The sequence below is a fragment of the Ensifer adhaerens genome (assembly GCF_002007205.1).
Taxonomy (GTDB): domain Bacteria; phylum Pseudomonadota; class Alphaproteobacteria; order Rhizobiales; family Rhizobiaceae; genus Ensifer; species Ensifer adhaerens_D.
This window is the reverse complement of the sequence record NZ_LAZS01000011.1, coordinates 256,611-278,275: the sequence shown is the minus strand read 5'-3', so window position 1 is coordinate 278,275 and position 21,665 is coordinate 256,611. Positions and strand designations below refer to the sequence as shown.

The 21,665-nt window shown below is 61.3% G+C and carries 17 protein-coding genes; 6 read left to right on the top strand and 11 right to left on the bottom strand.

What is annotated here, in order from left to right:
- The first annotated feature begins 407 nt into the window (after positions 1-407).
- Positions 408-1,688: a pectate lyase family protein gene (locus XB14_RS24860; RefSeq protein ID WP_143348526.1), complete on the top strand. Its 1,281-nt coding sequence runs from the start codon at positions 408-410 to the stop codon at positions 1,686-1,688.
- A 340-nt stretch (positions 1,689-2,028) separates the two neighbouring features.
- Positions 2,029-4,161 carry a GumC family protein gene (locus XB14_RS24855; RefSeq protein WP_179119659.1) on the top strand — a complete coding sequence of 711 codons (2,133 nt, stop codon included), beginning with the start codon at positions 2,029-2,031 and terminating at the stop codon, positions 4,159-4,161.
- Positions 4,162-4,604: 443 nt separating this feature from the next.
- Here XB14_RS24855 and XB14_RS24850 read toward each other — a convergent pair whose 3' ends face one another.
- Positions 4,605-5,954 carry a lipopolysaccharide biosynthesis protein gene (locus XB14_RS24850; RefSeq protein WP_234804138.1) on the bottom strand — a complete coding sequence of 450 codons (1,350 nt, stop codon included), beginning with the start codon at positions 5,952-5,954 and terminating at the stop codon, positions 4,605-4,607.
- A 301-nt stretch (positions 5,955-6,255) separates the two neighbouring features.
- Here XB14_RS24850 and XB14_RS24845 point away from each other — a divergent pair, with 301 nt between their 5' ends.
- The 4 genes from XB14_RS24845 to XB14_RS24830 all read left to right on the top strand — a co-directional run bounded on the left by XB14_RS24845 (position 6,256) and on the right by XB14_RS24830 (position 10,334).
- Complete coding sequence (locus XB14_RS24845) at positions 6,256-7,575, top strand: polysaccharide biosynthesis/export family protein (protein WP_077965353.1); 1,320 nt, start codon at positions 6,256-6,258, stop codon at positions 7,573-7,575.
- Positions 7,576-7,738: 163 nt separating this feature from the next.
- Positions 7,739-8,422 carry a PIG-L deacetylase family protein gene (locus XB14_RS24840; RefSeq protein WP_077965352.1) on the top strand — a complete coding sequence of 228 codons (684 nt, stop codon included), beginning with the start codon at positions 7,739-7,741 and terminating at the stop codon, positions 8,420-8,422.
- A 37-nt stretch (positions 8,423-8,459) separates the two neighbouring features.
- The gene (locus tag XB14_RS24835; RefSeq protein ID WP_077965351.1) at positions 8,460-9,668 is read left to right on the top strand and encodes a DegT/DnrJ/EryC1/StrS family aminotransferase; all 1,209 of its coding nucleotides are present in this window, start codon (positions 8,460-8,462) and stop codon (positions 9,666-9,668) included.
- 75 nt (positions 9,669-9,743) lie between these two features.
- The gene (locus XB14_RS24830; protein WP_077965454.1) at positions 9,744-10,334 is read left to right on the top strand and encodes a sugar transferase; all 591 of its coding nucleotides are present in this window, start codon (positions 9,744-9,746) and stop codon (positions 10,332-10,334) included.
- Here XB14_RS24830 and XB14_RS24825 read toward each other — a convergent pair.
- From XB14_RS24825 to rfbG, 10 genes are all read right to left on the bottom strand, one after another.
- Positions 10,300-11,673, bottom strand: coding sequence for an O-antigen ligase family protein (locus tag XB14_RS24825; protein WP_077965350.1), 1,374 nt, complete (start codon positions 11,671-11,673; stop codon positions 10,300-10,302). The two genes, XB14_RS24830 and XB14_RS24825, sit on opposite strands and share 35 nt — an antisense overlap.
- A 119-nt stretch (positions 11,674-11,792) precedes the next feature.
- Complete coding sequence (gene cysQ, locus XB14_RS24820) at positions 11,793-12,602, bottom strand: 3'(2'),5'-bisphosphate nucleotidase CysQ (protein WP_077965349.1); 810 nt, start codon at positions 12,600-12,602, stop codon at positions 11,793-11,795.
- Positions 12,603-12,655: 53 nt separating this feature from the next.
- Positions 12,656-14,545: a sulfate adenylyltransferase subunit CysN gene (gene cysN, locus XB14_RS24815; protein WP_077965348.1), complete on the bottom strand. Its 1,890-nt coding sequence runs from the start codon at positions 14,543-14,545 to the stop codon at positions 12,656-12,658.
- Positions 14,545-15,444 (bottom strand): sulfate adenylyltransferase subunit CysD, encoded by a 900-nt coding sequence (gene cysD, locus XB14_RS24810; RefSeq protein ID WP_077965343.1) that lies wholly within the window; start codon positions 15,442-15,444, stop codon positions 14,545-14,547. Before cysD ends, cysN begins: the two co-directional genes overlap by 1 nt.
- A 115-nt stretch (positions 15,445-15,559) precedes the next feature.
- Positions 15,560-15,997, bottom strand: coding sequence for a GtrA family protein (locus XB14_RS24805; protein WP_077965341.1), 438 nt, complete (start codon positions 15,995-15,997; stop codon positions 15,560-15,562).
- On the bottom strand, positions 15,969-16,982 hold the full coding sequence (locus tag XB14_RS24800; RefSeq protein WP_077965338.1) for a glycosyltransferase family 2 protein: 1,014 nt from the start codon (positions 16,980-16,982) through the stop codon (positions 15,969-15,971). The genes XB14_RS24805 and XB14_RS24800 overlap by 29 nt, the downstream gene beginning before the upstream one ends.
- Before the next feature lie 12 nt (positions 16,983-16,994).
- Positions 16,995-17,960: an NAD-dependent epimerase/dehydratase family protein gene (locus XB14_RS24795; protein WP_179119658.1), complete on the bottom strand. Its 966-nt coding sequence runs from the start codon at positions 17,958-17,960 to the stop codon at positions 16,995-16,997.
- Between the two features lie 60 nt (positions 17,961-18,020).
- Positions 18,021-19,244, bottom strand: a complete 1,224-nt coding sequence (locus tag XB14_RS24790; protein WP_077965334.1) for a class I SAM-dependent methyltransferase — start codon at positions 19,242-19,244, stop codon at positions 18,021-18,023.
- A gap of 32 nt (positions 19,245-19,276) precedes the next feature.
- Positions 19,277-20,515: a DegT/DnrJ/EryC1/StrS family aminotransferase gene (locus tag XB14_RS24785; RefSeq protein ID WP_077965333.1), complete on the bottom strand. Its 1,239-nt coding sequence runs from the start codon at positions 20,513-20,515 to the stop codon at positions 19,277-19,279.
- Positions 20,505-21,662 (bottom strand): CDP-glucose 4,6-dehydratase, encoded by a 1,158-nt coding sequence (gene rfbG, locus XB14_RS24780; RefSeq protein WP_077965332.1) that lies wholly within the window; start codon positions 21,660-21,662, stop codon positions 20,505-20,507. Before rfbG ends, XB14_RS24785 begins: the two co-directional genes overlap by 11 nt.
- Positions 21,663-21,665 lie beyond the last annotated feature (3 nt).

Sequence of the window (21,665 nt, the reverse complement as noted above, 5' to 3'; positions counted from 1 at the left end):
AGCATCGTCTCAATGCTACTTCGAGAGCCCAAAAGCGAGAGTTGTATACCTATTTTGGGTGATATAAATAAATCGAATTGACGAACTATAACAAAAGTGGAAAGCTTCGCTCCGAATTGCGCGAAAAATATTCTTTTGATTGATGAATAGGGCGGATTGAAATGCCCTGCACGAGCGTTTTCAAGCTTCTGGAGCGGGGCCTCGCCAAAAGGCTTTGGGAGTAAATTATGCCAATTGAGACTTCCATGCTGCGCACATGGCCATGTGCGCCGCGGCCGGGCGGCCGTTCTGGTCTTCGGCTTGTCCAGCAAGACGCATGGCGCGCGAGGACTTTCCTGTATGGCGCGCGAACGCTCGCCCTGCTTTCCGCTTTCTGGGGCATCGCGGCTTCTGCTGGCGAGCCGCAGATGGTTGCCTTTCCGGGTGCCGAAGGGCACGGCAAGATGGCACAGGGCGGCCGCGGCGGCCGTATCATCCAGGTGACGAGCCTCGACGACGCCGGCCCCGGCACGCTGCGCGAATGCATAAATGCGACCGGGCCGCGAAACTGCGTGTTCCGTGTTTCCGGGGTCATCCGGCTCAAGTCCTCACTCACGATCGGCGAAGACAATCACTCGGTCTCGATCCTCGGGCAGACAGCGCCGGGCGGCGGCATTTTGCTGACAATCGACCAGACGAACGAAGAATTGCGGCACACGCCTCTCGTTGCCAAGCAGACGCACGACGTGATCGTCCGGCATCTGCGCATTCGGCCGCGTTTGCCGAACTCCGTCGAGAACGTGCATGCGGCGGTGATAGAAAACAGCCAGCGCGTCTATTTCGATCATACGTCCATGTCCTGGGCGACCGACGAGAATGTCAGCACCTATGCGAATACGACGGACATCACCATCGCGAACTCGATCTTTGCCGAGGGGCTGAACAAGCACAGCAAATGCACCTTGCTCGGTGCCGATCCCAGAGTTCCGCAGAACATCACCTTCTGGCGAAATGCCTGTATTTCCAACAATGACAGGAACCCGGACAACAACCACTACGGAAAATCCTGCATCGAGATCATAAACAACGTGTTCTTCAATGCGCGTTCCGAATGGGGCGAGGTGTTCTCGCAGTATCCGGGCGGGACGCCGATTTCCTATGTCGGCAACTACTTCAAGGCCGGGCCGAGCACGGTCGAGAAAACCTACGCCATCAAGTGGCAGAATGTCGAAAGCGCCGGCAAGCCGCAGATCTACGAGAGCGGCAACGAGGTGTGGGCGCCGCCGTCCAAGTCGCTTCAGATGCTGTCGCCGGGAACAGACCAGTTCGTCGTGTCCCGCCCGCCTTGCCCGTTGGCGGTCGACACGCTTCTGGCGGCCGGAGAAGCCTACGATCACGTTCGCAGCCAGTCCGGCGCGTTTCCCCGCGACGAGCTCGACAACCGCTGGATCAGCGACATGGGGGCACAAGGTAAGGGCGGAACCGGGCGAATGGTGGTCGCACCGGGTGAGATCCCGGCGATCGAAGAGGCGCGTGCCTATGTCGACGAGGACGGCGATGGCATGGCCGACAGCGTGGAGGAAAAGTTCGGCGGCGTCGTCGGTGTGAATGATGCCTGGGAGCCCGCCTCGGCGGGCGGAGGCACGCGTTTCGATCAGTTCATGGAATGGTTGTCGCAGGAGCGGGTTGCCGGTCGCTATCCGAACTAGAGGCGGCCGCTGGCTCCGTTTCTGCGATGATCTGCAATTGTCGGAAGTGCGCGATAATGTCTGCCGCAACCATGGAGGTCAAACCGTTCCGTGGTTCGGCGGCAAGCAACTATTGCTCTTCCGGATGTGGTATAATATAGTTTTCTAAATTTGAATGTTATTTCTACGTCAGTATTTTGTCCGGCAGTGTTGCCTACCGCTGCGAGGAGTCTGTGCGTGTATGCCTTTAGTTCTTTGAGACCAGGTATTTCTATCCCAGGTATTTCTATCAAATATATATGTTAGGGCTCTCATGCTGACCATCGATCGCAAAGTAGAAGCGCCTCCTGGGCGGGGCCAAATGCCTGCGGTTCAGTATCGGGAGGCGCGCGTTGCGCCGCGCGGATATGGCATCCGCGACCTGCTCGAGCTTTTCCGACGGTATAAGGTGACCTTCCTCTCGCTGCTGGGATTGGCGTTGCTTGCGACACTGCTCACGGCAGCGTTGCTGCCGCGCTCCTACACGGCGGTGTCCGCCATCGTCTTCGACCGCAATGACGTTCGCCCCTACGAGGCGCAGGTCGAGTTGCGCAAGCTCGAGCGCGACCGCTCGGTCATGGAAACGGAGCTGGACATGATCCGCTCGCGCGTCTTCGTCGGCGTCGTCGTCGATGCGCTCAATCTCGTCAACGATCCCGATTTCAACACCTATCTGCCCAAGACCCGCAGCGAGCACGAGACGTTCCTGCAGTCGTTCCTCGCCGATATCTACGAATTCGTTTTCGGCGCGCCGGACCAGGGCGTCCAGAAGGAACGGCTCATCTCGGAAAACGTGCAGCGCAACCGGGCCATGTCGACATTGCTGAACTCCTATGTCGTTACCCGTACCGGGGAAAGCCTGGCACTGACGATCCGCGTGGTGCAGCCTAACCCCTTGAAGGCGGCCACGATCGCCGACGCTATCGCGGAGCAATATCTTTCCTGGACTGCGCAGAAGACCGAAGAGGCGACGAGCAATACCGTTGCCTATCTGCGCGGCGAGATGGCCAACAGTGCCACCAGGATCGCCGGCATGGAGCGGGATATCGCCGCCTTTGCCCGCGACAGCGACCTGACCTTCGATCCGCAAGACGATGTTCTGAGAGCCCGCATGCTGCAGCTCAACGAGCAATATGTGGCCTTGCGCGTCGAGGAGGCGGGCGCGGTTGCGAAATACAACGAAGCCAAGCAGCTGGTGTCGGCCGATGGCAAGGAGCTTGCCGGCGGCTCCCTGACCTCGACGCAGCTTGACCAGTTGCGGGGTGAAGAGGCGCGGCTCGAGCGCACGCGAGCGCAGCTCGGCGCCAAGTTCGGCAAGAACCATCCGCTGGTCCTCGATGCCACGAACGAACTGGAGTCCGTGCGCAGCATGATCGGAACCGAGGCGCAACGCCTCGTCGGGGAACTGGCCAACAACGCCAAGGTCGCAACGGTGCGCGCCGAAAAATTCCAGGCCGAACTGAGCGCGCTGCAGAACAAGGTCCAGGGGCGGAACCTCGCCGAGATCCGCCGGCGCGAACTTGCCCGCGACCTCCAGTCGGAACAGGCGGTTTACGATCAGATCGTGCAGCGGCTCGGCGCGCTCAATCCCGAAAGGGGCGAGTACAAGCCGACGGCACGAATTGCCTCCTATGCGGAAGTGCCGACGAAGCCGACATTCCCGAACAACACGCTGGTAATCGTTGCCGGCAGCATCGGGGCCGTCCTGCTCGCGGTCGTCGGGGTCATCATCTCCGACGCGCTCGAAAGCAGGCTGTACCTGCCGCGCGATGCCGAACACCTGCTCAATCGCCCGAACCTCGCCAGTGTTCCCGACATGCGCAAGCGCCTGCGGAGCTCGTCGGCCTTCTACCACTACATGATGAACAATCCGGAGTCGGCGGCCGCCACCGCCATGCGCACGCTGTGCATGGCCTGGCTCACGATCGACCACGAGGCGGGCGGCAAGGTGGTGATGTTGTGCTCGCCGGCGCTAGGCGACGGCAAGACCACGGTCGCGCTCGGCATGGCCACGATGGCGAAGATCGACGGGCTGCGCCCCATCGTCATCGATCTCGACATGTCGGCGCAAAGCGCGCCGAACATTGCCGGTGCCAACACCAAGGAGACCGCGATCACGGCGCCGCTCGAAGGCAAGGTGGATATCAAGAGCCGGATCGCGGCGTCCCCTGCCTATCCCTATCTCGAATTCATCTCGGTGCGGCCGGGCCTGATGAACCTCGATGTCCTTTGCGCCGAACTGCGCGACAGCTACGATCTCATCATCGTTGACGCGCCGGCGGTCGAAGAGAACGAGGGTGTGATCTGGCTGGCGTCGCACGTGGATTCCGTCATTCTGGTCTGCCGCTCGGGCGGCACGACGGATCGCCAGCTCGCCAATGTTCAGCAACGGCTGTCGCTGAACCATGCGGTTATTCTCGGCAGCGTCATGAATTACTGTGACCGGTCGGAGTAGGCACCGCCGTCCCGACGAGCGGCAGCCGGAAGAGGCGCTCGCATCAGGCGGGCGCCTGTAACTGGAGCATGTCGCGCAAAAGTGCGCAGCGGTTTTGCGACGACGACATGCGACAAATCAATCACTTAAAGCGCACGGAGCGAATCTGAAAGGTCGCGACGCGCTTTTGGGTCCGCTAGCTGCCCTTCGTCAAATCCCAAGATCGTTGATGTCAACAGCTTCTTCAGACGCAGGCCGCTCGAAGCGCGATCGGCCGCCGCGCTGGAACAGCCTCCCGTGTCTGTGGTCGGCTCTATCGTTTGCGCGGGTACGATCGCCGCAGCCGCTTTGGTATAACGTGCAATCCCGAAGCCGGCGCGAAATCACCGAAAGCGGGCCATACGCCAGCAGCCGACGTCGATCGGGCCGAAGCCGCGGCGGAGAGCGAGGGGCGGTTGCCGGGTTCAGCGTTTGCTGTCCAGTTTGCGGTGATAGGCGAACGCCATCTGCACGAACCAGACGCCGGACATCACGATATGAGCAACGTTCGCACCCACCGCGCCGACACGCGGGATGAGAACGATTGCCGTGAAGAAGAAGAGAAGGCCGCCGAGGAGCGCGCTCTGCAGCAGGATCTTTTCGTGCCCCATGGCGAGCAATGCCGAATAAAGGGTCCTGCCGCAGAGAAAGAGGATGACGGCGACGAATTGGACCATGACGAGCGGCGCTGCCGCTTCGAAGCCCTGGCCTGCCGTTACGCGCAGCACCCATTCGATCGTCAGATGCGCGCCAATGAGGGCGCAGATGCCGAAGCCGAACAGCAGCCATCCGGTCTGGCTGACGGTCTTTCTGAATTCGGCGATCCCCTCGGTCGCCCATACGCGCGAAAGATCCGGGTAGAGCACCGCCTGGACCTGCTCGCCGGCCTGCTGTGCGATCTTGGCCACCCGCTTGGCGATATGGTAGAGGCCGGCCGACCCCGGGTCGGCGAGATAACCGACGAGAAGCGTGTCGAATTCGAAGGCGCAGGCTTGAATGATGAGCGCCATGTTGGTCGACAGCGAGAAACTCCAGAAGCCGGGGAAACGGGTCTGGATATCGCCGAGCGGCGCCCACATCACGCCACTCAGTCCCTGCTTGCGCAACTCCCGGAAGGCCCAGGCGGTTCTGTTCAGGCTGCTGCAGATTTGGGAAGCCATCCACAGCAGCATGAACTCGAACAGTCCCCAGCCGAGATAGACGCCGGCCAGACACAGGAGCGCTCTGAGGATGCTGGCGGCGACCTGGCCATAGGCGACAATCTTGAAGCGGCCATACAAGCGCATCACGGCGGTCGGCATTCCGGTCACCTGGAAGGGCAGAACCGCGCAGTAGATCAGCACGAAACGGCTCATTTCTTCGGAGATGCCGAAAAGCGGTCCGGCAAACAGGACGATCAGCACCGCCAGACCCCATCCCGCAAGTGCGGTGGCAAGATCGATCAGCAGTCCGAACTTGAACAATGCCTTGAGGTCGTCGGTCTCCCCGGCCTGCAGCGCTTTCGCCCCATATTTGATGAGCGGCTGCCAGGAGCGGAAGCTCACGAAGCGCTCTATGCCGCGCGTATAGGCGAAGGACAGGGCGAGGAGGCCATAGTCGGCGGGACCGAGTGCACGCGCCGTCAATGCGAAGCCGGCCAGCCCGATGAAGGCGCTCGCGAAGTTGCCGGTCAGAAGGTGCGTTATGTTCTTGAGCCGTCCGTGGAGGTCCGCTTCGGCTTGCCAGGCTAAACGATACTTTCTTGTCTTTTTTAGTAGTGATTCCAATAATGTCACAAAATTACATCCTGCTTCGAGGTTGCAATCACGCCTGTTTCATGGAAGAATGCTAATATGTTTTTAGTGTTCTCGCCGTGCGAGGAATGTTTGTTTCCCTGTTTCTAGGGAAATTTAATTACTTATCCATATGCAATTAAAGATTGTGCATTGGAACCTCTTTTTGAAGCATATCATAGTAACTGAAAGAAATTACATAGGCCTCGTAAAATAAATTCATCCATTGTTGGAGTTTAAATTCCGCTTCTTTTGGTGCGGTTGGACCATCGTGAAGCTCGAATTTTATTCGTTAGAGGGAAGCATGAAGTTTCCGGCTCAAACAATCTATCGCATCCTCGCCCATATCGCTTTTGTCGCGACCGCGACGTTGTCGCTGACGGCTCCCCTCCATGCTGCCGGCGCGTCGAACGCCGCCACGCCCGGCGCCGCCACAACGGGTGCTGCGACAACGAGCGTGCCGACACCGACACAGGTGGCGCCGGCGGCTTACCGGATTTCGGTCGGAGACGTGTTGTCCTTCGACATTCTGGATGATGTCGACCTGCCGGTCTCCCTGACGATCGGCACCGATGGGGCGGCGGCCTTTCCTCTGATCGGCGCGTTCAAGGTCGAAGGACAAACCATTCCCGAAGCGGTCGACGCCCTGCGCAGCGAATTTCTGTCCCGCCAGTTGCTGACCGCCCCGAAGCTGTCGCTCTCGATCGTAACGGTCCGCCCTGTGCTGATCCTCGGCGAAGTGAGGACGCCTGGTTCCTTCGCCTATTATCCGGGATTGACGGTCGAGCAGGCGGTCGGTCTGGCGGGCGGACCGCAGACGGCGATGAGCAATCCGGCCGACCGCATCATTGCCCGGGCGAAGCTGCGCGGCACGATCGAGGAAACGGATGTCGAGATCGTACGGGAGGCGGTGTACGCCGCCCGCCTTAATGCGCAGTTGCGCGGATCCGATAAGGTCGACCTCAAGGATGTTCCGGAAAGCGTCAAGAAGTATGTCGATGAAGCTTCGGTCGGTCCCGTCGTTGCCATTGAGGAGAAGATCCTGAAGACGGACCTGCTGTCGACAAAGAACCAACTGGAGATCCTCAAGCAGAGCATCATGCAGACGGAGGCCAGCCTAATGATCCTCGACAAGCTCAAGGCGCAGCAGCAGGAGGTGGTCGGGCTCAACGAACAGATTGAGGCGAGGACGCTCGCGCTCAGGAAAAGGGAGCTGAATACGGAATCCGAGCTTTCACGGGTGAAGATGGCAACCTCGGGCGAAAGATCGCGATTGTGGGAACTCGTTTCCGAGATCGGGCGCTCCAAGCGCGAGTTTGCCAGCCTCAAGCTGCAGCTCGAAACCTTGACGGCAAACCGCGAGAAGGAGATCCTGACCTTGCTCCAGGAGCGCGAGGCCACGCTCAAAAAGCTCGAAACGCAGCGCCGGACGACCGAGGAGCAGATGCTCCTGATGGCTGCCGCCGACAACGATGCGAGCAAGCAGCAACAGGTCTCGTTTCTCTACAAGATCGACCGGGAGACCGGTCGCGGCGAGGCCAAGACCCGACAGAGCATCGAGGCCACGAAAGTTACCGCGGTGCTGCCTGGGGATGTCATCTTCGTATCGATCGCCGGCCTGTAACGTCGGGATAGTAGGGGGGCTTCGGCCGTGCATAGATGGAGAGTTGCGTGAGGGGTCCGTTCGCATATGGACCGATGCCGGCGTTGAACGGCAAAGATGACCGTCCTTGCGGGGCAGAGGTGTTGAAATCGTCGGCGACCGGCGCGTTGATGAGGGCCGCAGGATGAGCCTTATGGAAACGCTTGGACGAACGCTTGTTATCGCGCCACATCCCGACGACGAAGTTCTGGGCGCCGGCGGCACGATGGCACGGCTGGCCGCGCAAGGAAACGACGTCTTCGTGGCTGTTGTCACGGAAGGAAAACCGCCGGCCTATGATCGCGCGACGGTGACGGCCGTTCAGGCCGAAGCGCATGAAGCGCATCGCATACTCGGCGTCAAGGAAACACGCTGGCTCGGCTTTCCCGCTGCGGCGCTCTCCGAAACTTCCCATGCGGCGCTCAACGCCGCCCTGTTCGAACTGGTGCGTTCCATTGCGCCGCAAACCCTGCTCATCCCCTTCGTCGGCGACATGCATGTCGATCATCAGCTGATCTTCCTGTCGTCGCTGGTCGCCGCAAGGCCGCACCAACCCGGTTATCCCAAGGTGATCCTGGCCTATGAGACGCTCTCGGAGACCAACTGGAACGCCCCCTATGTGACGCCGGGCTTCGCACCGAACGTGTTTGTCGACATCACCGACCATATCGATCGAAAGCTTGCGGCGATGAAGGCGTTCAAATCCCAGGTTCGGGCTGCACCCCATGAGCGCAGCCTTGAGACCTTGAACGCGCTCGCCACCTTGCGCGGCGCAACCGTGCTCAAATCGGCCGCCGAGGCCTTCGTGATGGTGCGGCAGGTCATCTGATATTTCCGGAGTTTTCAGTCGAGCGAGGGAGCAAGCTGTGGCGACGTGGCCGGTATATGACGAGGAGCAGATTGCGGATGTCGCGGCGGTCTTGAGGTCGGGAAAGGTGAATGCCTGGACCGGGCCGCACGTCGCGGCCTTCGAAGAAGCCTATGCCCGTGCGCTCGGGCGCAAGCACGCCATCGCGCTTGCCAACGGGACGCTGGCGCTGGAGTTGGCGCTTTTCGCGCTCGGTCTGGAAGCCGGCGACGAGGTGATCGTCACGCCGCGCAGTTTCGTCGCCTCGGCGTCCTGCGTTTCTTTTTGCGGCGGCATTCCCGTCTTCGCCGATGTCGACGAGAACAGCCAGAACATCAGCGCCGCAACGATCGCACCGAAGATTACCAGCCGGACAAAAGGCATTATCGCCGTGCACCTTGCCGGCTTTCCCTGTGACATGCCGGATATCATGGCCCTCGCCAAACAGGCAGGGCTGTGGGTGATCGAGGATTGCGCACAGGCCCACGGTGCGGAGATCGATGGCCGGCCGGTCGGAAGTTTCGGCGATATTGCCGCATTCTCCTTCTGCCAGGACAAGATCATCACGACCGGTGGCGAGGGCGGCCTGATCGCTCTTGACGACGAGGCGCTATGGAAGACGGCCTGGAGCCGAAAGGACCACGGTAAATCCTATGATGCGGCATTCCTGAGGGAGCATCCGCCAGGTTTCCGCTGGCTGCATGAAACGATCGGCACGAACTGGCGCATGACATCACCTTCGGCCGTTCTCGGGTCGAGGCAACTGGAACGCCTTCCGGCATGGCACGCGACAAGGACCCGCAATGCTGCGATCCTCGATGACGTGGCCCGTGAGCTTGCGGCGTTGCGCGTGCCGAACCTGCCGAAGGGCTATCGGCACGCCTATTATCGTTACTATGTGTTCGTTCGGCCGGAAGCATTGAAGCCCGGATACGACCGGGACTCGATCGTTGCCGCCATGAATGCAGCGGGCGTACCGTGCTTTACCGGGAGTTGCTCCGAGGTCTACCTCGAAAAGTGCTTCGCCGACCTTGGTCTTTCTCCGACCGAGCGGCTTCCCGTCGCGCGCCGGCTGGGTGAAACCAGTATCGCGCTGCTCGTCGATCCGGCGCAGAGCGAAGAGGCGATGAACAGGGCTGCCCGCCATCTGCATACGATCGTCACCGAGGCGTCTCTTCCCGGCCTCGGGCAGCGCGCGCCGGTGCTTGAAATGGAAGCGCGGGTATAGAGCCGCTCTTTCGGAGACGATTATGCAGCGTGGCGCGATTGCCCGACGCGCTGCGACCGATGCATGGAGTTGGAGATGAAGCGGTGCTTTGACATCGTCTTTGCGTTGCTTGCAGGCATCGTGAGCCTGCCGATCATGCTGATGGTCGGCATTGCCGTCGCCATCTGGCTTGGGCGGCCGGTGCTGTTTTACCAGACCCGGGCAGGGCTCGACCGGCGCCCATTCCGCATGATGAAATTTCGATCGATGTCGGATGCGCGAGACGCCGAAGGGCGCCTTCTCGGCGATGCCGAACGGACGGGGCGGTTCGGGCTTCTGCTCCGCCGGACGCGCCTGGACGAGTTGCCCGAGTTCTGGAACATCCTGATCGGCGACATGAGCCTGATCGGCCCGCGGCCGATCCTTCCGGAGACGATCGAAGCGCTCGGCGAACGCGGTATCCGGCGCTGCAGCGTGCGGCCCGGCCTTACCGGCTGGGCTCAGATCAGCGGCAACGCCATTCTGTCGAACGACGACAAGCTCGATCTCGATCTCTGGTACATTGCCAACCGGTCAGCCTGGCTCGATCTCAAGATCATCGCCGAAACCGTTCTGGTGATGCTTCTCGGCGACCGCATCAGCGAGCGGCGGCTCAGCGCCGCACGCCAGGGCGTGCCCGAGCCATAGGCGCCTGTGGCCGCAGATCCGGTTGGGCAACTGGTTCGGGCTGGGCAACGCTATCCGGTGCCGCTTTCGCTGAACGCGCGAGGGCGACGTAGGCGCAGGCGAGGGCCACGGGCAGCACGAACGGGAAGGGCCAGAACCGGCTATAGGCATGCGGGACGGCATTGGCGACCAGCAGCAGCATAGAGACGCTTGCAACGATGCAGCCCGTAAACGGCCGACCGCCAGGAACCCGCGCCACCACCAGCGCCGGGCCGAAGGCGGAGAGCAGCATCACCAGAAGGCCGATTGCCGAAATCAGGCCGCCCTCCGTCCATAGGAGCAGATAGAGGTTGTGAACCGGCTGGTGAATGGCACTTGCGAGCCGGTACTGGTCCGCGCCGACGCCGAGCAGCAATGTGCTATCGGTCATGTTCATCGCTTCATAGATCAATTCAACCCGATGGTCGAATGTGCCGGCCTGGCCGATGTCGCCGCTTTCGAGCGCCCCGAGCACCCGTTTCTGGAATGCGGTCGGCAGATAGTCGCGGGCGGAGGTGCCGACGGCGAGGATCAAGCCGGCAATCAGGGCGACGTGGACGACCAGCCGCTTCCAGTTGACGCCGATGACGGTGAATACGGTCATGCCAAAGACCAGGGCGATGAGACCGGTATTGGAACCGGTCAGCAGGATCCCGTAGATTAGGATCAGCAAGGCGAAAGTGGCGAAGACGCGGTTGATGCGCTTGGTCGTGATCAGCAGAAGCAGGATAGGGACCGCGAGCGCGATCACTGCCGCGCACTCGTTTTCACGTTCCATCAAGCCGCTGAAGCGTCCGTTGCCGCTGACGAAGTTCGTGTTCGTGCGGCCGTCTATATGGATGAGGTAGATGCCCTGGAAGCACAGGACGAGGATAGAGAACACATAGGTCTTTGCGAGCAGGACGAGCTGGTCAAGCGTCCGGCCGCTGAACAACAGCACCACGAAGAGATAGGCGTAGAGATATTGCGTGACGATGACGACGCCGCGCATGGGGTCCGGACCCGCGATGCTGCTCGCGAGCAGACCAAAGACCAACATCGTCAGCCCCAGCCACCACAATCCGCTGCTGAGGCGCCCGAAGAGCTGAAAATCGATGTTGCGGTTGAGCAGTGCGAAGCAGAAGCAGAGCAGGGCGAGGACGTCGGCGACGGTGAAGTTCGTGTCGCCGTAGCGAAAATAGTTCATCGAGCAGAAGAATACGGCACCAAGCAGCAGCAGGAATTCGATCTTCCTGGTGAGCACGATGCCCGGCGTATCGCGGCGCGCGGCTTTCCAACTGGGGCCCAGTCCGGCCGAAAGGGTATGGTTGAACATGTTCATGGCATGCGGTCACCTTCACCCGACATTGCAGCGCCGCGCGCCTGGTCAGACACGCAACGGTCGCTGTAGCACTTTGAATCCTGCCTACCTCGTCCTCGGGCACTCTACCCGTTTTCCCTTCAATCCGCTTCCTTTTCGCGACCCTCCGGTCCGCAATCCCGCCCCCAACCGATGAAGCCGGGATTGGCGAAATCGCAGTCGTTTGCCTGGCGGCGTTTTCCGTAGCGGAACGGCTGCCCGTCAAGCGTGGTCACGCGGCCGCCGGCCGCACGCAACACGGCATCGCCGGCGGCCGTATCCCACTCCATCGTGCGCCCGAAGCGCGGATAGACATCGGCGAGCCCCTCGGCAAGCAGGCAGAACTTGAGCGACGAACCAATCGACGTGCAGTCGCGGATCGCGTTCTTCTCCAGAAAATCCGCCGTTTCCGCATCGCTGTGCGAACGGCTGGCCACTGCCGTCAGGCTCGCAGGTCGCGTCCGGCAGCGTATTTCCGTCGTTTCGATCACGGCAAAGTCGGCGGCCACCTGAAACTTCGTGGCCCGCCCCCCTTCGGCAACATAGCCCACCTGCCGGGCGGGCGCGAAGACGACGCCGGCCACCGGCACGCCGTCGCTGATCAGCGCGATATTGACGGTGAAATCGCTGCGCCGGTTGATGAATTCCTTGGTGCCGTCGAGTGGATCGACAAGAAAGAAGCGCTGGCCTTCGATTTCCGGCACGGCGCCTGCCGCGACCGCTTCCTCGGCCACCACCGGAATATCGGGGAAGGTTCGCGCCAGAATGGCAAGGATGATCTCTTCGGCGCAGCGATCGGCTTCGGTGACCGGCGAACAATCGGCCTTTTCATCGACCGCGATGTCACGCGCATAGACGTCGAGAATAGCCTTGCCGGCTTCTATCGCTGCTGCCGTGAGCGTATCGATCATCGTCTCTCTCCGTAGTGCCGCTGACGGCATCGTCCTTGCCCGCCGAGGTGGCGTCATTGATTGTCCAGGTAAGCCTCGATCTCGCTCGCAAGCGTCGTGACTTCGCGGCCGACGGTATGGAGGTGGATTTCCGGCGTCTCCGGACGCTCGTAGGGTGAGCTGATGCCGGTGAAATTGCTGATCTCGCCGGCGAGCGCCTTCTTGTAGAGGCCCTTGGGATCGCGGCGCGCGCATTCCTCGATCGGCGTATCAACGAAGATCTCGATGAACTCGCCGGGACCGAACAGCTCGCGGGCCATGCGGCGCTCCGAGCGGAAGGGCGAGATGAACGACACCAGCACGATCAGACCCGCCTCGGTCATGAGTTTCGCGACTTCGGCCACGCGTCTGATGTTCTCGACGCGGTCTTCTTCGGTGAAGCCGAGATCCCGATTGAGGCCGTGACGGACATTGTCCCCGTCAAGCAGGAACGTGTGCTTGCCCTGGGCGTGCAACATTTTCTCGACGGTGTTGGCGATCGTCGATTTTCCCGACCCGGAGAAACCCGTGAACCACAGCACGCGCGGCGTCTGATGATTGAGCGCGGAACGAGCCTTCTTGTTGATGTCGAGCGCCTGCCAATGCACGTTGAGCGCGCGACGCAGCGGAAAGTCGATCATGCCGGCGCCGACCGTGGCGTTGGTAAAGCGGTCGATCAGCACGAAGTTGCCGGTGGTTCGGTTGTCCTTGTAGCTGTCGAAGACGATTGGCGCCTGGGTGGAAAGATTGCAGACGCCGATCTCGTTCATGCGCAGCGATTTTGCCGCTTCCTCGGCAAAGGTGTTCACGTCGATCTGGTGTTTAAGGCTGGTAATGGTCGCGCTGACGCTGTCGACCTCCGTGCGCAGGATGTAGCTGCGACCGGGAAGCATCGCATCCGGGTGAAGCCAGATCACGTGGGCCATGAACTGATCGGCGACATGCGGTCGGTCTTCCGGCGGCACGAGCATGTTGCCGCGCGAGATGTCAAGTTCGTCCTCCAGCACGAGCGTGACAGACTGGCCCTCGACCGCGCGCGCAAGCTTGCCGTCGTAGGTGACGATTTCCTTGATCCGGGAGAGTTGGCCGGATTTTGCCACCGCGACCGGATCGCCGACTGCGATACTGCCGGATGCCACCTGACCGGCAAAGCCGCGGAAGTCGAGATTTGGGCGAAGGACAAGCTGGACCGGGAACCGGAATTCCGCTTCGGCCGCCTCTTCCTCGATCGGCACCGTCTCGAGATGCTCCAGCAATGTTGGACCGCCATACCAGGGCATGTTCGGCGAACGGCTCGTCATGTTGTCGCCAAAGCGCGCCGAGATCGGAATCGGCGTGATCGTCGAGAAACCGACGTTCTCGGCGAATGCCCGGTAGTCGGCCACGATCGTGTCGAACACGCGGCGGTCAAAACCGACGAGGTCGATCTTGTTGACGGCGAGAACGACATGGCGCACCCCGAGGAGGGACGCGATGAAGGAATGGCGCCGCGTCTGCCGAAGGATGCCCTTGCGGCTGTCGACAAGTACGACCGCGAGGGCGGCCGTGGACGCCGCGGTGACCATGTTGCGGGTGTATTCCTCGTGACCTGGCGCATCGGCCACGATGAACTTGCGCCGCGACGTGGCGAAGAAGCGATAGGCGACGTCGATGGTGATGCCCTGTTCTCTTTCGGCTTCCAGGCCGTCGATAAGGAGCGCAAAATCGATGTCGCCGTGGTTGGTGCTGTTCCGTTTGGTCTCGCGCTTCAGTGCCGCGAGTTGGTCGTCGAACAGCAGCTTGCTGTCGTAGAGCAGGCGGCCGATCAGCGTTGACTTGCCGTCGTCGACCGAGCCACAGGTCATGAAGCGCAGAAGCGACTTCTTCTCCTGTTTGGCCAGATATTCGAGCACGCTGCCCGACGTTGCGGGGATGCTGGCGGTCATCAGAAGTACCCCTCCCGCTTCTTCTTCTCCATCGATGCCGTCTCGTCCGCGTCGATCAACCGGCCGTGCCTTTCCGACGTGCGGGCAGTCAGCATTTCACGGACGATGTCCTGGAGTGTCGTGGCGTTGGATTCGATCGCGGCTGTGAGCGGGTAGCAGCCAAGCGTGCGAAACCGCACCAGACGCTGCTCGACCTTCTCGTCCGCATGGAGCGGCATGCGCTCGTCATCCACCATGATCAGCATGCCGTCCCGTTCAACGACCGGGCGCCGTGCGGCGAAGTAGAGCGGTACGATCGGGATGTTTTCCTTGAGGATGTATTGCCAGATGTCGAGTTCGGTCCAGTTGGACAGGGGAAAGACTCGAATGGATTCGGACGGGCCGACACGCGTGTTGTAGCTCTTCCAGAGCTCGGGCCGCTGGTTCTTCGGATCCCAGGCATGCTGGCCGTTGCGGAAGGAGAAGATGCGCTCCTTTGCCCGGCTCTTTTCCTCGTCCCGCCGGGCCCCCCCGAAAGCCGCATCGAAGCCGTATTTGTCGAGCGCCTGGCGCAGGGCGACCGTCTTCATGACATGCGTATGCACGTTGGAGCCATGGGTGAAGGGATTGATCTTCTGTTCGAGGCCGTCGCGGTTGATATGAACGAGGAGATCGATGCCGAGCTCGGCCGCAGTGCGGTCGCGAAACTCGATCATTTCGCGGAATTTCCAAGTGGTGTCGACGTGAAGGAACGGGAAAGGCGGCTTGCCGGGATAAAATGCCTTCATCGCCAGATGCAGCATGACGGAGGAATCCTTGCCCACCGAATAGAGCATGACCGGCTTCGCGAAGGTCGCGGCGACCTCCCTGAATATGTGGATCGCCTCGGCTTCCAGGCGCTGCAAATGAGTTAAGGACATCGGTGCGAATACTCCAAAACTGCAAAATAAATAAACTAATATCTCGAAATTGTATCTTCGTTTCAGTGGATAAACATGGTTTATGGAACTTTTATCCTAAATAATACTTATTGATCTAGGCGCTATTTCTTGCTTCTGTACTTGGCGCTTCTGCCTCGCGAAAAACCCAAAGGCGCGACGCCAGATAATTCCAGACGAACACGATCGGGACGCTGATCACCTTGGCGACCGGTGCCGGGATCAGCAAAGAAAGGCCCGCGACGATCGCGGTCGATATCAGCAGCCCCGTCAGAGTGGCGGCGATGAACTTCAGCGCCTGCACATGGCTGCGGGCGGCCCGGAAGGTCCAGGCGCGATTGAGCATGTAGCTGACCGCGATGCCGCAGGAATAGGAAACGAGGTTGGACGGCGTTGGCGGAGCCCCCGCGAAATAGAACGTGTTGAACAACGCCATGTCGAGCAGGGTCGTCACGGCGCCGACGGCCGCGAACCGGGCAAGCGTTTCGCCGGCACGCTGCCGGGAGCTAGCGTCTTTTGTTGTCGGCAGCGACATCGCCGCGCCTCCAATCCGGCATCGCCGGCGTCGGTCGCCGGTGTTCGTCGTTGTTGATTGAAGCTTCGATGATCGGGGCCGGACGGTGCTTCGACTGCATGAAGATGCGGCCCACATACTCGCCCATGATACCGAGGAAGATCGCGTTCAAGGTAATGGAGAGCAAAAGCAGCATTGTGGTCGTCGCGAAGCCGGCGGGCCAGTCCTGCCCGAACAGAAGCTTGCCGACGAGGTAGCCGAACAGAAGCAGCAGCGTCGCAGTGCCCATCACCAGGCTCGCCATCGAGGCGAGCCGCAGGGGTGTCAGCGAATGGTTGAGAATGCCATCGACGGCAAGCGATAGCATCGCCTTGAACGGGAACTTGCTTTCGCCGGCTACACGGGCCTGGCGGTCATATTCGAAGCCGACCTGGGAAAACCCCATGGCGCTGATGAGGCCACGCAGATAGGGAGACGTGTCGTCAACCTTGCGCAGTTCGTCGAGGATGCACCGGTCGACGAGCCTGAATTCGCCGGCGTTGAGCGGCAGATCGTCCTCGCTGAGTGCATTGATGCACCAGTAGAAGGCCCGGCGGATATGGGTTGTCAGCCATCCGTCGGTGAGCGTCCGGCGAATGCCGTAGACCACCTGGTGCCCCTTTAGCCAGAGATCGATCATGCCGGGTATGAGGTGCGGCGGATCCTGCAGGTCGCAGTCGATCTGCACCGAGCAATCGCCGGTCGCCGCCTTGTAGGCGACCAGCAGGGAGCGCTGGTAACCGATGTTGCGGCTGAAGCGGATTACCCGGACGCTCGGGTCCTCTCGGGCAATCTCCGTCAGAATGCCGAAGGTTCCGTCGGTGGAGTGGTTGTCGGTGAAGATGATTTCGCGGTCGTACTCGGGCAAGCTGCGGAACATGTCGACGATCGCCTCGTGGGCGCGCCGGACATTGGCCTCCTCGTTATAGGCCGGTACCAGGATCGAGATTTTGGGTCTTTTCTTCATCTCCAACCACCCTCAAACGGTCTTGCGCGTGGCGTGGCCGTCGGTCGAGGCCGGCGGCACGACGGCCCGGTGCCATGCGATGGTGCGGGCCAGCCCCTCCACCAGCGGCACGCGCGCGCTCCAGCCAAAAAGATCCTTGGCGCGCGCAGGCGCTGCTCGGAAATCCCGGATGCCCCCTGTCGAGGTTGTTGAACCGTAGTCGATGAGGGCGGGGTCGGCACCGGTCTGTTCGACAATGAGCCTTGCAACCTCCCGCATCGTCGGCGCGATGCCCGCTGCAACATTGACGAGCCGGGTGCTGACCGGTGCATCGGCAATCCGCAGCAACGCTTCGATGACATCGTCGACATAGAGCAGGTCGCGTCGGTCGGTGGGGTGGTGGACGACGCAGTGCTGACCGGCAAGGCATCGCTCGATGAGCATCGGAATCATGAACTCCGTCGATTGCATCGGCCCAAAGACGAGCGCCAGCCGCGCTGTGATCACCGGAAAGGGCAGACGCGCATGCAGGCCACCGATGAAATGGGTTGCTGCGGCAAGCTCCGCGCCGTAGGCGTTGACCGGTGCCTCTCGACTGTCCTCCTCGTAGGGCGCGGGCGCAGCGCCGTATTCAGCAAGCGAACCGGTCCTGACGATCTTTCTCGGGGGATGCCGGAGGCCACTCGCTGCGCCAAGCAGGCCGAGCAACGCGTCGAGATGCTCGCGGATCCCGGCTTTTGCGTCGCTGAGTTCGGCCTCCTCGCGCCGTCTTGGTCGGGCGGCGAGATGAAAGATGATCTCTGGCGACGTGTCCGAGAGGCAGTGCTTGATGGCCTCCTCCGACTGGAGGTCGAAGTTGTGCCGGACGAACGAGCCATCGACGGCATCGAGTCGGCTGTCATCGGTGTCGGGCCGCACGACGACATGGACGTCATGGCCGGCATCGACGCAGGCACGCGTCATGTGTGAGCCAATGAAGCCAGCCGCGCCGGTAATCAATACTCTCGACATAGGCCTTTTCCTGTTGCGCGGACCGTGAGCACAGCCTTGCCCCGGCGGTCAATTGACCATGGTCGGATAGGGCAGCGGCACGAGAAAGCGGCCGCCGCGCGCGGCGAAATCGTTTTGTTGGGTTCGTATCTCGTCGAAGAAGTTCCAGGCCAGCACGAGCAGCACGCCGGGCGCATCCTCCGTCAAGACGTCCGGTGAGCGGATCGGAATCTTCATACCCGGCGAGTAGAGCCCCTGCTTGAGGGCGTTGCGATCGACGAGATAGTCAAGCCTGTCCGGTCCAATGTGGAAAAAGTTGAGCAGCGTGTTGCCCTTGGCCGGTGCGCCGTAGCCGGCGACGGTGATGCCATCCTTCTTCAGTTGATCGAGCATGGCGATCAGATCGACACCAATTTTGCGCACCCGTTCGGCAAAGTCGATATAGGTTTGCGCATCGAGCATTCCGGTGTCGAGTTCCTCAGCAAGCATCTCGCTGACCGTCGCAGGCGCGGAAGTAGCCGCGGCAGCGCGTTTGAGGAAAACGCGCATCGACCCGCCGTGAATGCCCAAGCGATGGACGTCGACGACCTTGAAGTCGAAATAGGCGCCGAGCTTAACCAGCGACAGCAGGCTGAACTCGGACACGTGTTCATGATAAATTGTGTCGAACTCATTGTTTTCCAGGAGCTTTTTCGCCCACGGGACTTCGATGACGAAGACGCCGTCATCCGCCAGCCAGTCCTTGACGCCGGCCATGAAGTCGTGGAGGTCTCCGATGTGGTTGAATGTGTTCGTCGTGACGATCGTTTTTGCCGGGCCGTATTCTTGCACCAGCCGTGCCGAGCCTTGGTGGGTGAAGTAGCCGACGTCCACGCTCACCCCGCGGGAACGGGCGATCTCCGCCAGGTTTGCCGCAGGGTCGACACCGAGCGTCTTCGCGCCGATCTTGTTGCAGGCCGAGAGCAGGAGACCGTCGTTGCAGCCGATGTCGACGATGAGGCCATTGCCGGCCGCTTTCTTGAGGACGCCGGCCAATCCCGCGAAATGGTCGTGCATCGATGCGGCGCTCGATGGCACGTAGAGATAGTGTTCAAAGAAGCCGTCGGGAACCTGATCGGAGACTTGAATAAGGCCGCAAGTCAGGCAGGCCTGCGAGTCCAACGGAAACATGGGTTGATTTTTCGGGACATCTTCTGGGCGCACGAAGCTGTTGGCCGGCGGATGATCGCCCATGCAGAGAAACGTGAGTGGCTCGGCTGCAAGACAAGCGCGGCATCTCGTAAGGCGTGTCATCTTCAGGCTCCAAATGTCTCGTCCAAGATCACTCAAATAAACGAGGCCGGTTGGTGTTCCCGGCGCTTTTTGGCGCCGGTGGTTGCGAACCGCTGGGCAAAGTCGCGGAACGACTGGTGGATATGGTCCAGGTGCGCCTGTGTCAGGCCGTGGTGGCAGGCGAGCAGGATACCGCCGCGCATCACGTCGTCCGCAACCGGATAGCCGCGTGGCTCGACCTTGCTATGAACGCCGTTCATCGCGGGCTGGCGCAGGATGTTTCCGGTAAACACCGGACGGGTCTGGATATCGCGCTGTTCCAGGAAGATCTGCATCTCCCGCCGGGTGAACGGCGCATCGGCGCGCACGGTCATCGGGAAGGCCAGCCACCCCGTTCGCGAAAGGGGCAATTGCTCCGGCAGCACGAACCAGTCCTCGTAGGTCTCGAAGAAGGCGCGCTGCCTGGCGAAGTTGCGCTCGCGCGCGTCGATGTTCTGCTGCAGCCGATCCAGTTGCACGAGCCCAAACGCCGCGCCCATTTCGGACGGTTCGATGTTGAAGCCCAGCACTTCGAACACGAACTTGGCGTCATAGTCGAAGCCGTCGAGGTCGATGTTGAACCGGTTCTCGATGGTCTCGGATTCGACAAAGAGCGAGGATGTGCGGCCCCAGGAGCGATAGAGCATCGCCTTGCGCGCCAGTTCGTCGTCGTTGACGCAGACCATGCCGCCGTTGCCCGCCGCGGTGATGACATGCGAGCCGTAGAAGCTGGTCGTGCTGATATCGGAACGCGCGCCGGTGCTGGTGTCCTTGATCGTCGCGCCCAGCGTGTCGGCGCTGTCTTCGATAACCAGCAGCTTGTGCGCGTCGGCGATGGCGCGAATGCGATCCCAATCGGGCAGATTGCCGATCAGAGACGGGATCATCACCGCCTTCGTCTTCCTGGTAATCATCCGCGCGATCGCATCGACGTCGATATTGTAGGTGCCTTCGACGACGTCGACGAAAGCCGGGACAAGACCAGCGCGCACGATCGGAGCGACGGTCGTCGCAAAGGTCAATGCGGGCGTGATGACCTCGGATCCCTTCGGAAGGTCGGCGATTTCGATGGCAAGATGGTTCGCGGACGAACCGGAGTTCACCATGATGCCATGCCGCTTCGCAAAGAGCGTTGCGACACGTTCCTGCATCGTCCTGACGGCCTTGCCCATCTGTGTCGATGAGCGCAGGACCGCCACAACGGCGTCGATCTCTTCCTGACCGTAAACGGACTGTCCGTAATTAACTCGCATCTTTCCAATCTCCGATGTCGCGCAATGGCAATGGTCTTGCTTCGTGTTCGACTTCCTGTTTCCAGGCGGTGGCGTATTGCTCGATTTGATGCTCCGAGAACAACCGGATGTTTCTCGGATCCTCCCGGTACTTCCGGTACCAGGCGACGGTCATGGCCACGGTGTCGCGCAGGCGCAGCACCGGCTTCCAGCCGAGTTCCGTGCGCGCCTTGGTGCTGTCGAGGCGCAGGATGGTGGATTCCACCGGCGCGTTCGCCTGCGGCTCGACGATGTATCTCGGCGGTGCGTCGCCCCATTGGCCGACGACCATGTCTGCGAGCGTTCCGACATTGACGGTCGCTTCCTGGTCGGGGCCGAAATTCCAGCCGCCGGCAAAGCGCGTTCTGCCGTGAACGAGGTGCGCCGCCAGCATCATGTAGCCGCGAAGCGGCTCGAAGACGTGCTGCCAAGGTCGGATGCTCGATGGGTTGCGCAGCCGTGCGGGGCTGCCGCCTTCCACTGACCGGACGAGGTCGGGCACGAGCCTGTCCGCGCCCCAGTCGCCGCCGCCGATGACGTTGCCGGCGCGCACGCTGACGAGTTGCGGCCCGTTGGGATCGTTGAAGAACGAGGATCGATAGGCCGCGGCGACGAGTTCGGCGCAGCCTTTCGACGAACTGTAGGGGTCGCGTCCGCCCATCGGGTCGTTTTCCCGATAGCCCCAGACCCATTCGCGGTTTTCGTAGCACTTGTCGCTGGTGACGACGATGACGCCCTTCAGGGACTTCATGCACCTGGCCGCGTCGAGCACGATGGCGGTGCCGACGACATTGGTCGCGTAGGTGTCGACCGGGCTCTCGAACGAGGCGCGCACCACCGCTTGGGCAGCCATGTGAATGACGAGATCGAATTCCTGTCCGTCGATCACCCGCGCTACGTCGGCGGCGGACCGGATGTCGCCCTCATGGCCGTTGACGAGTTCGCCGAGACCGGTCGCCGCGAAGAAGGACGGGCTGGACGCTGGCAGCGAAAGGCCGACCACCGAAGCACCCAGCCGTCTCAGCCAGAGCGAGAGCCAGCCTCCTTTGAAACCGGTGTGTCCCGTGACCAGTATTTTCCGACCACGGAACGCTTCGGCAAGGTCGGCCTCGCTGGTGATCAAAGCCATGTC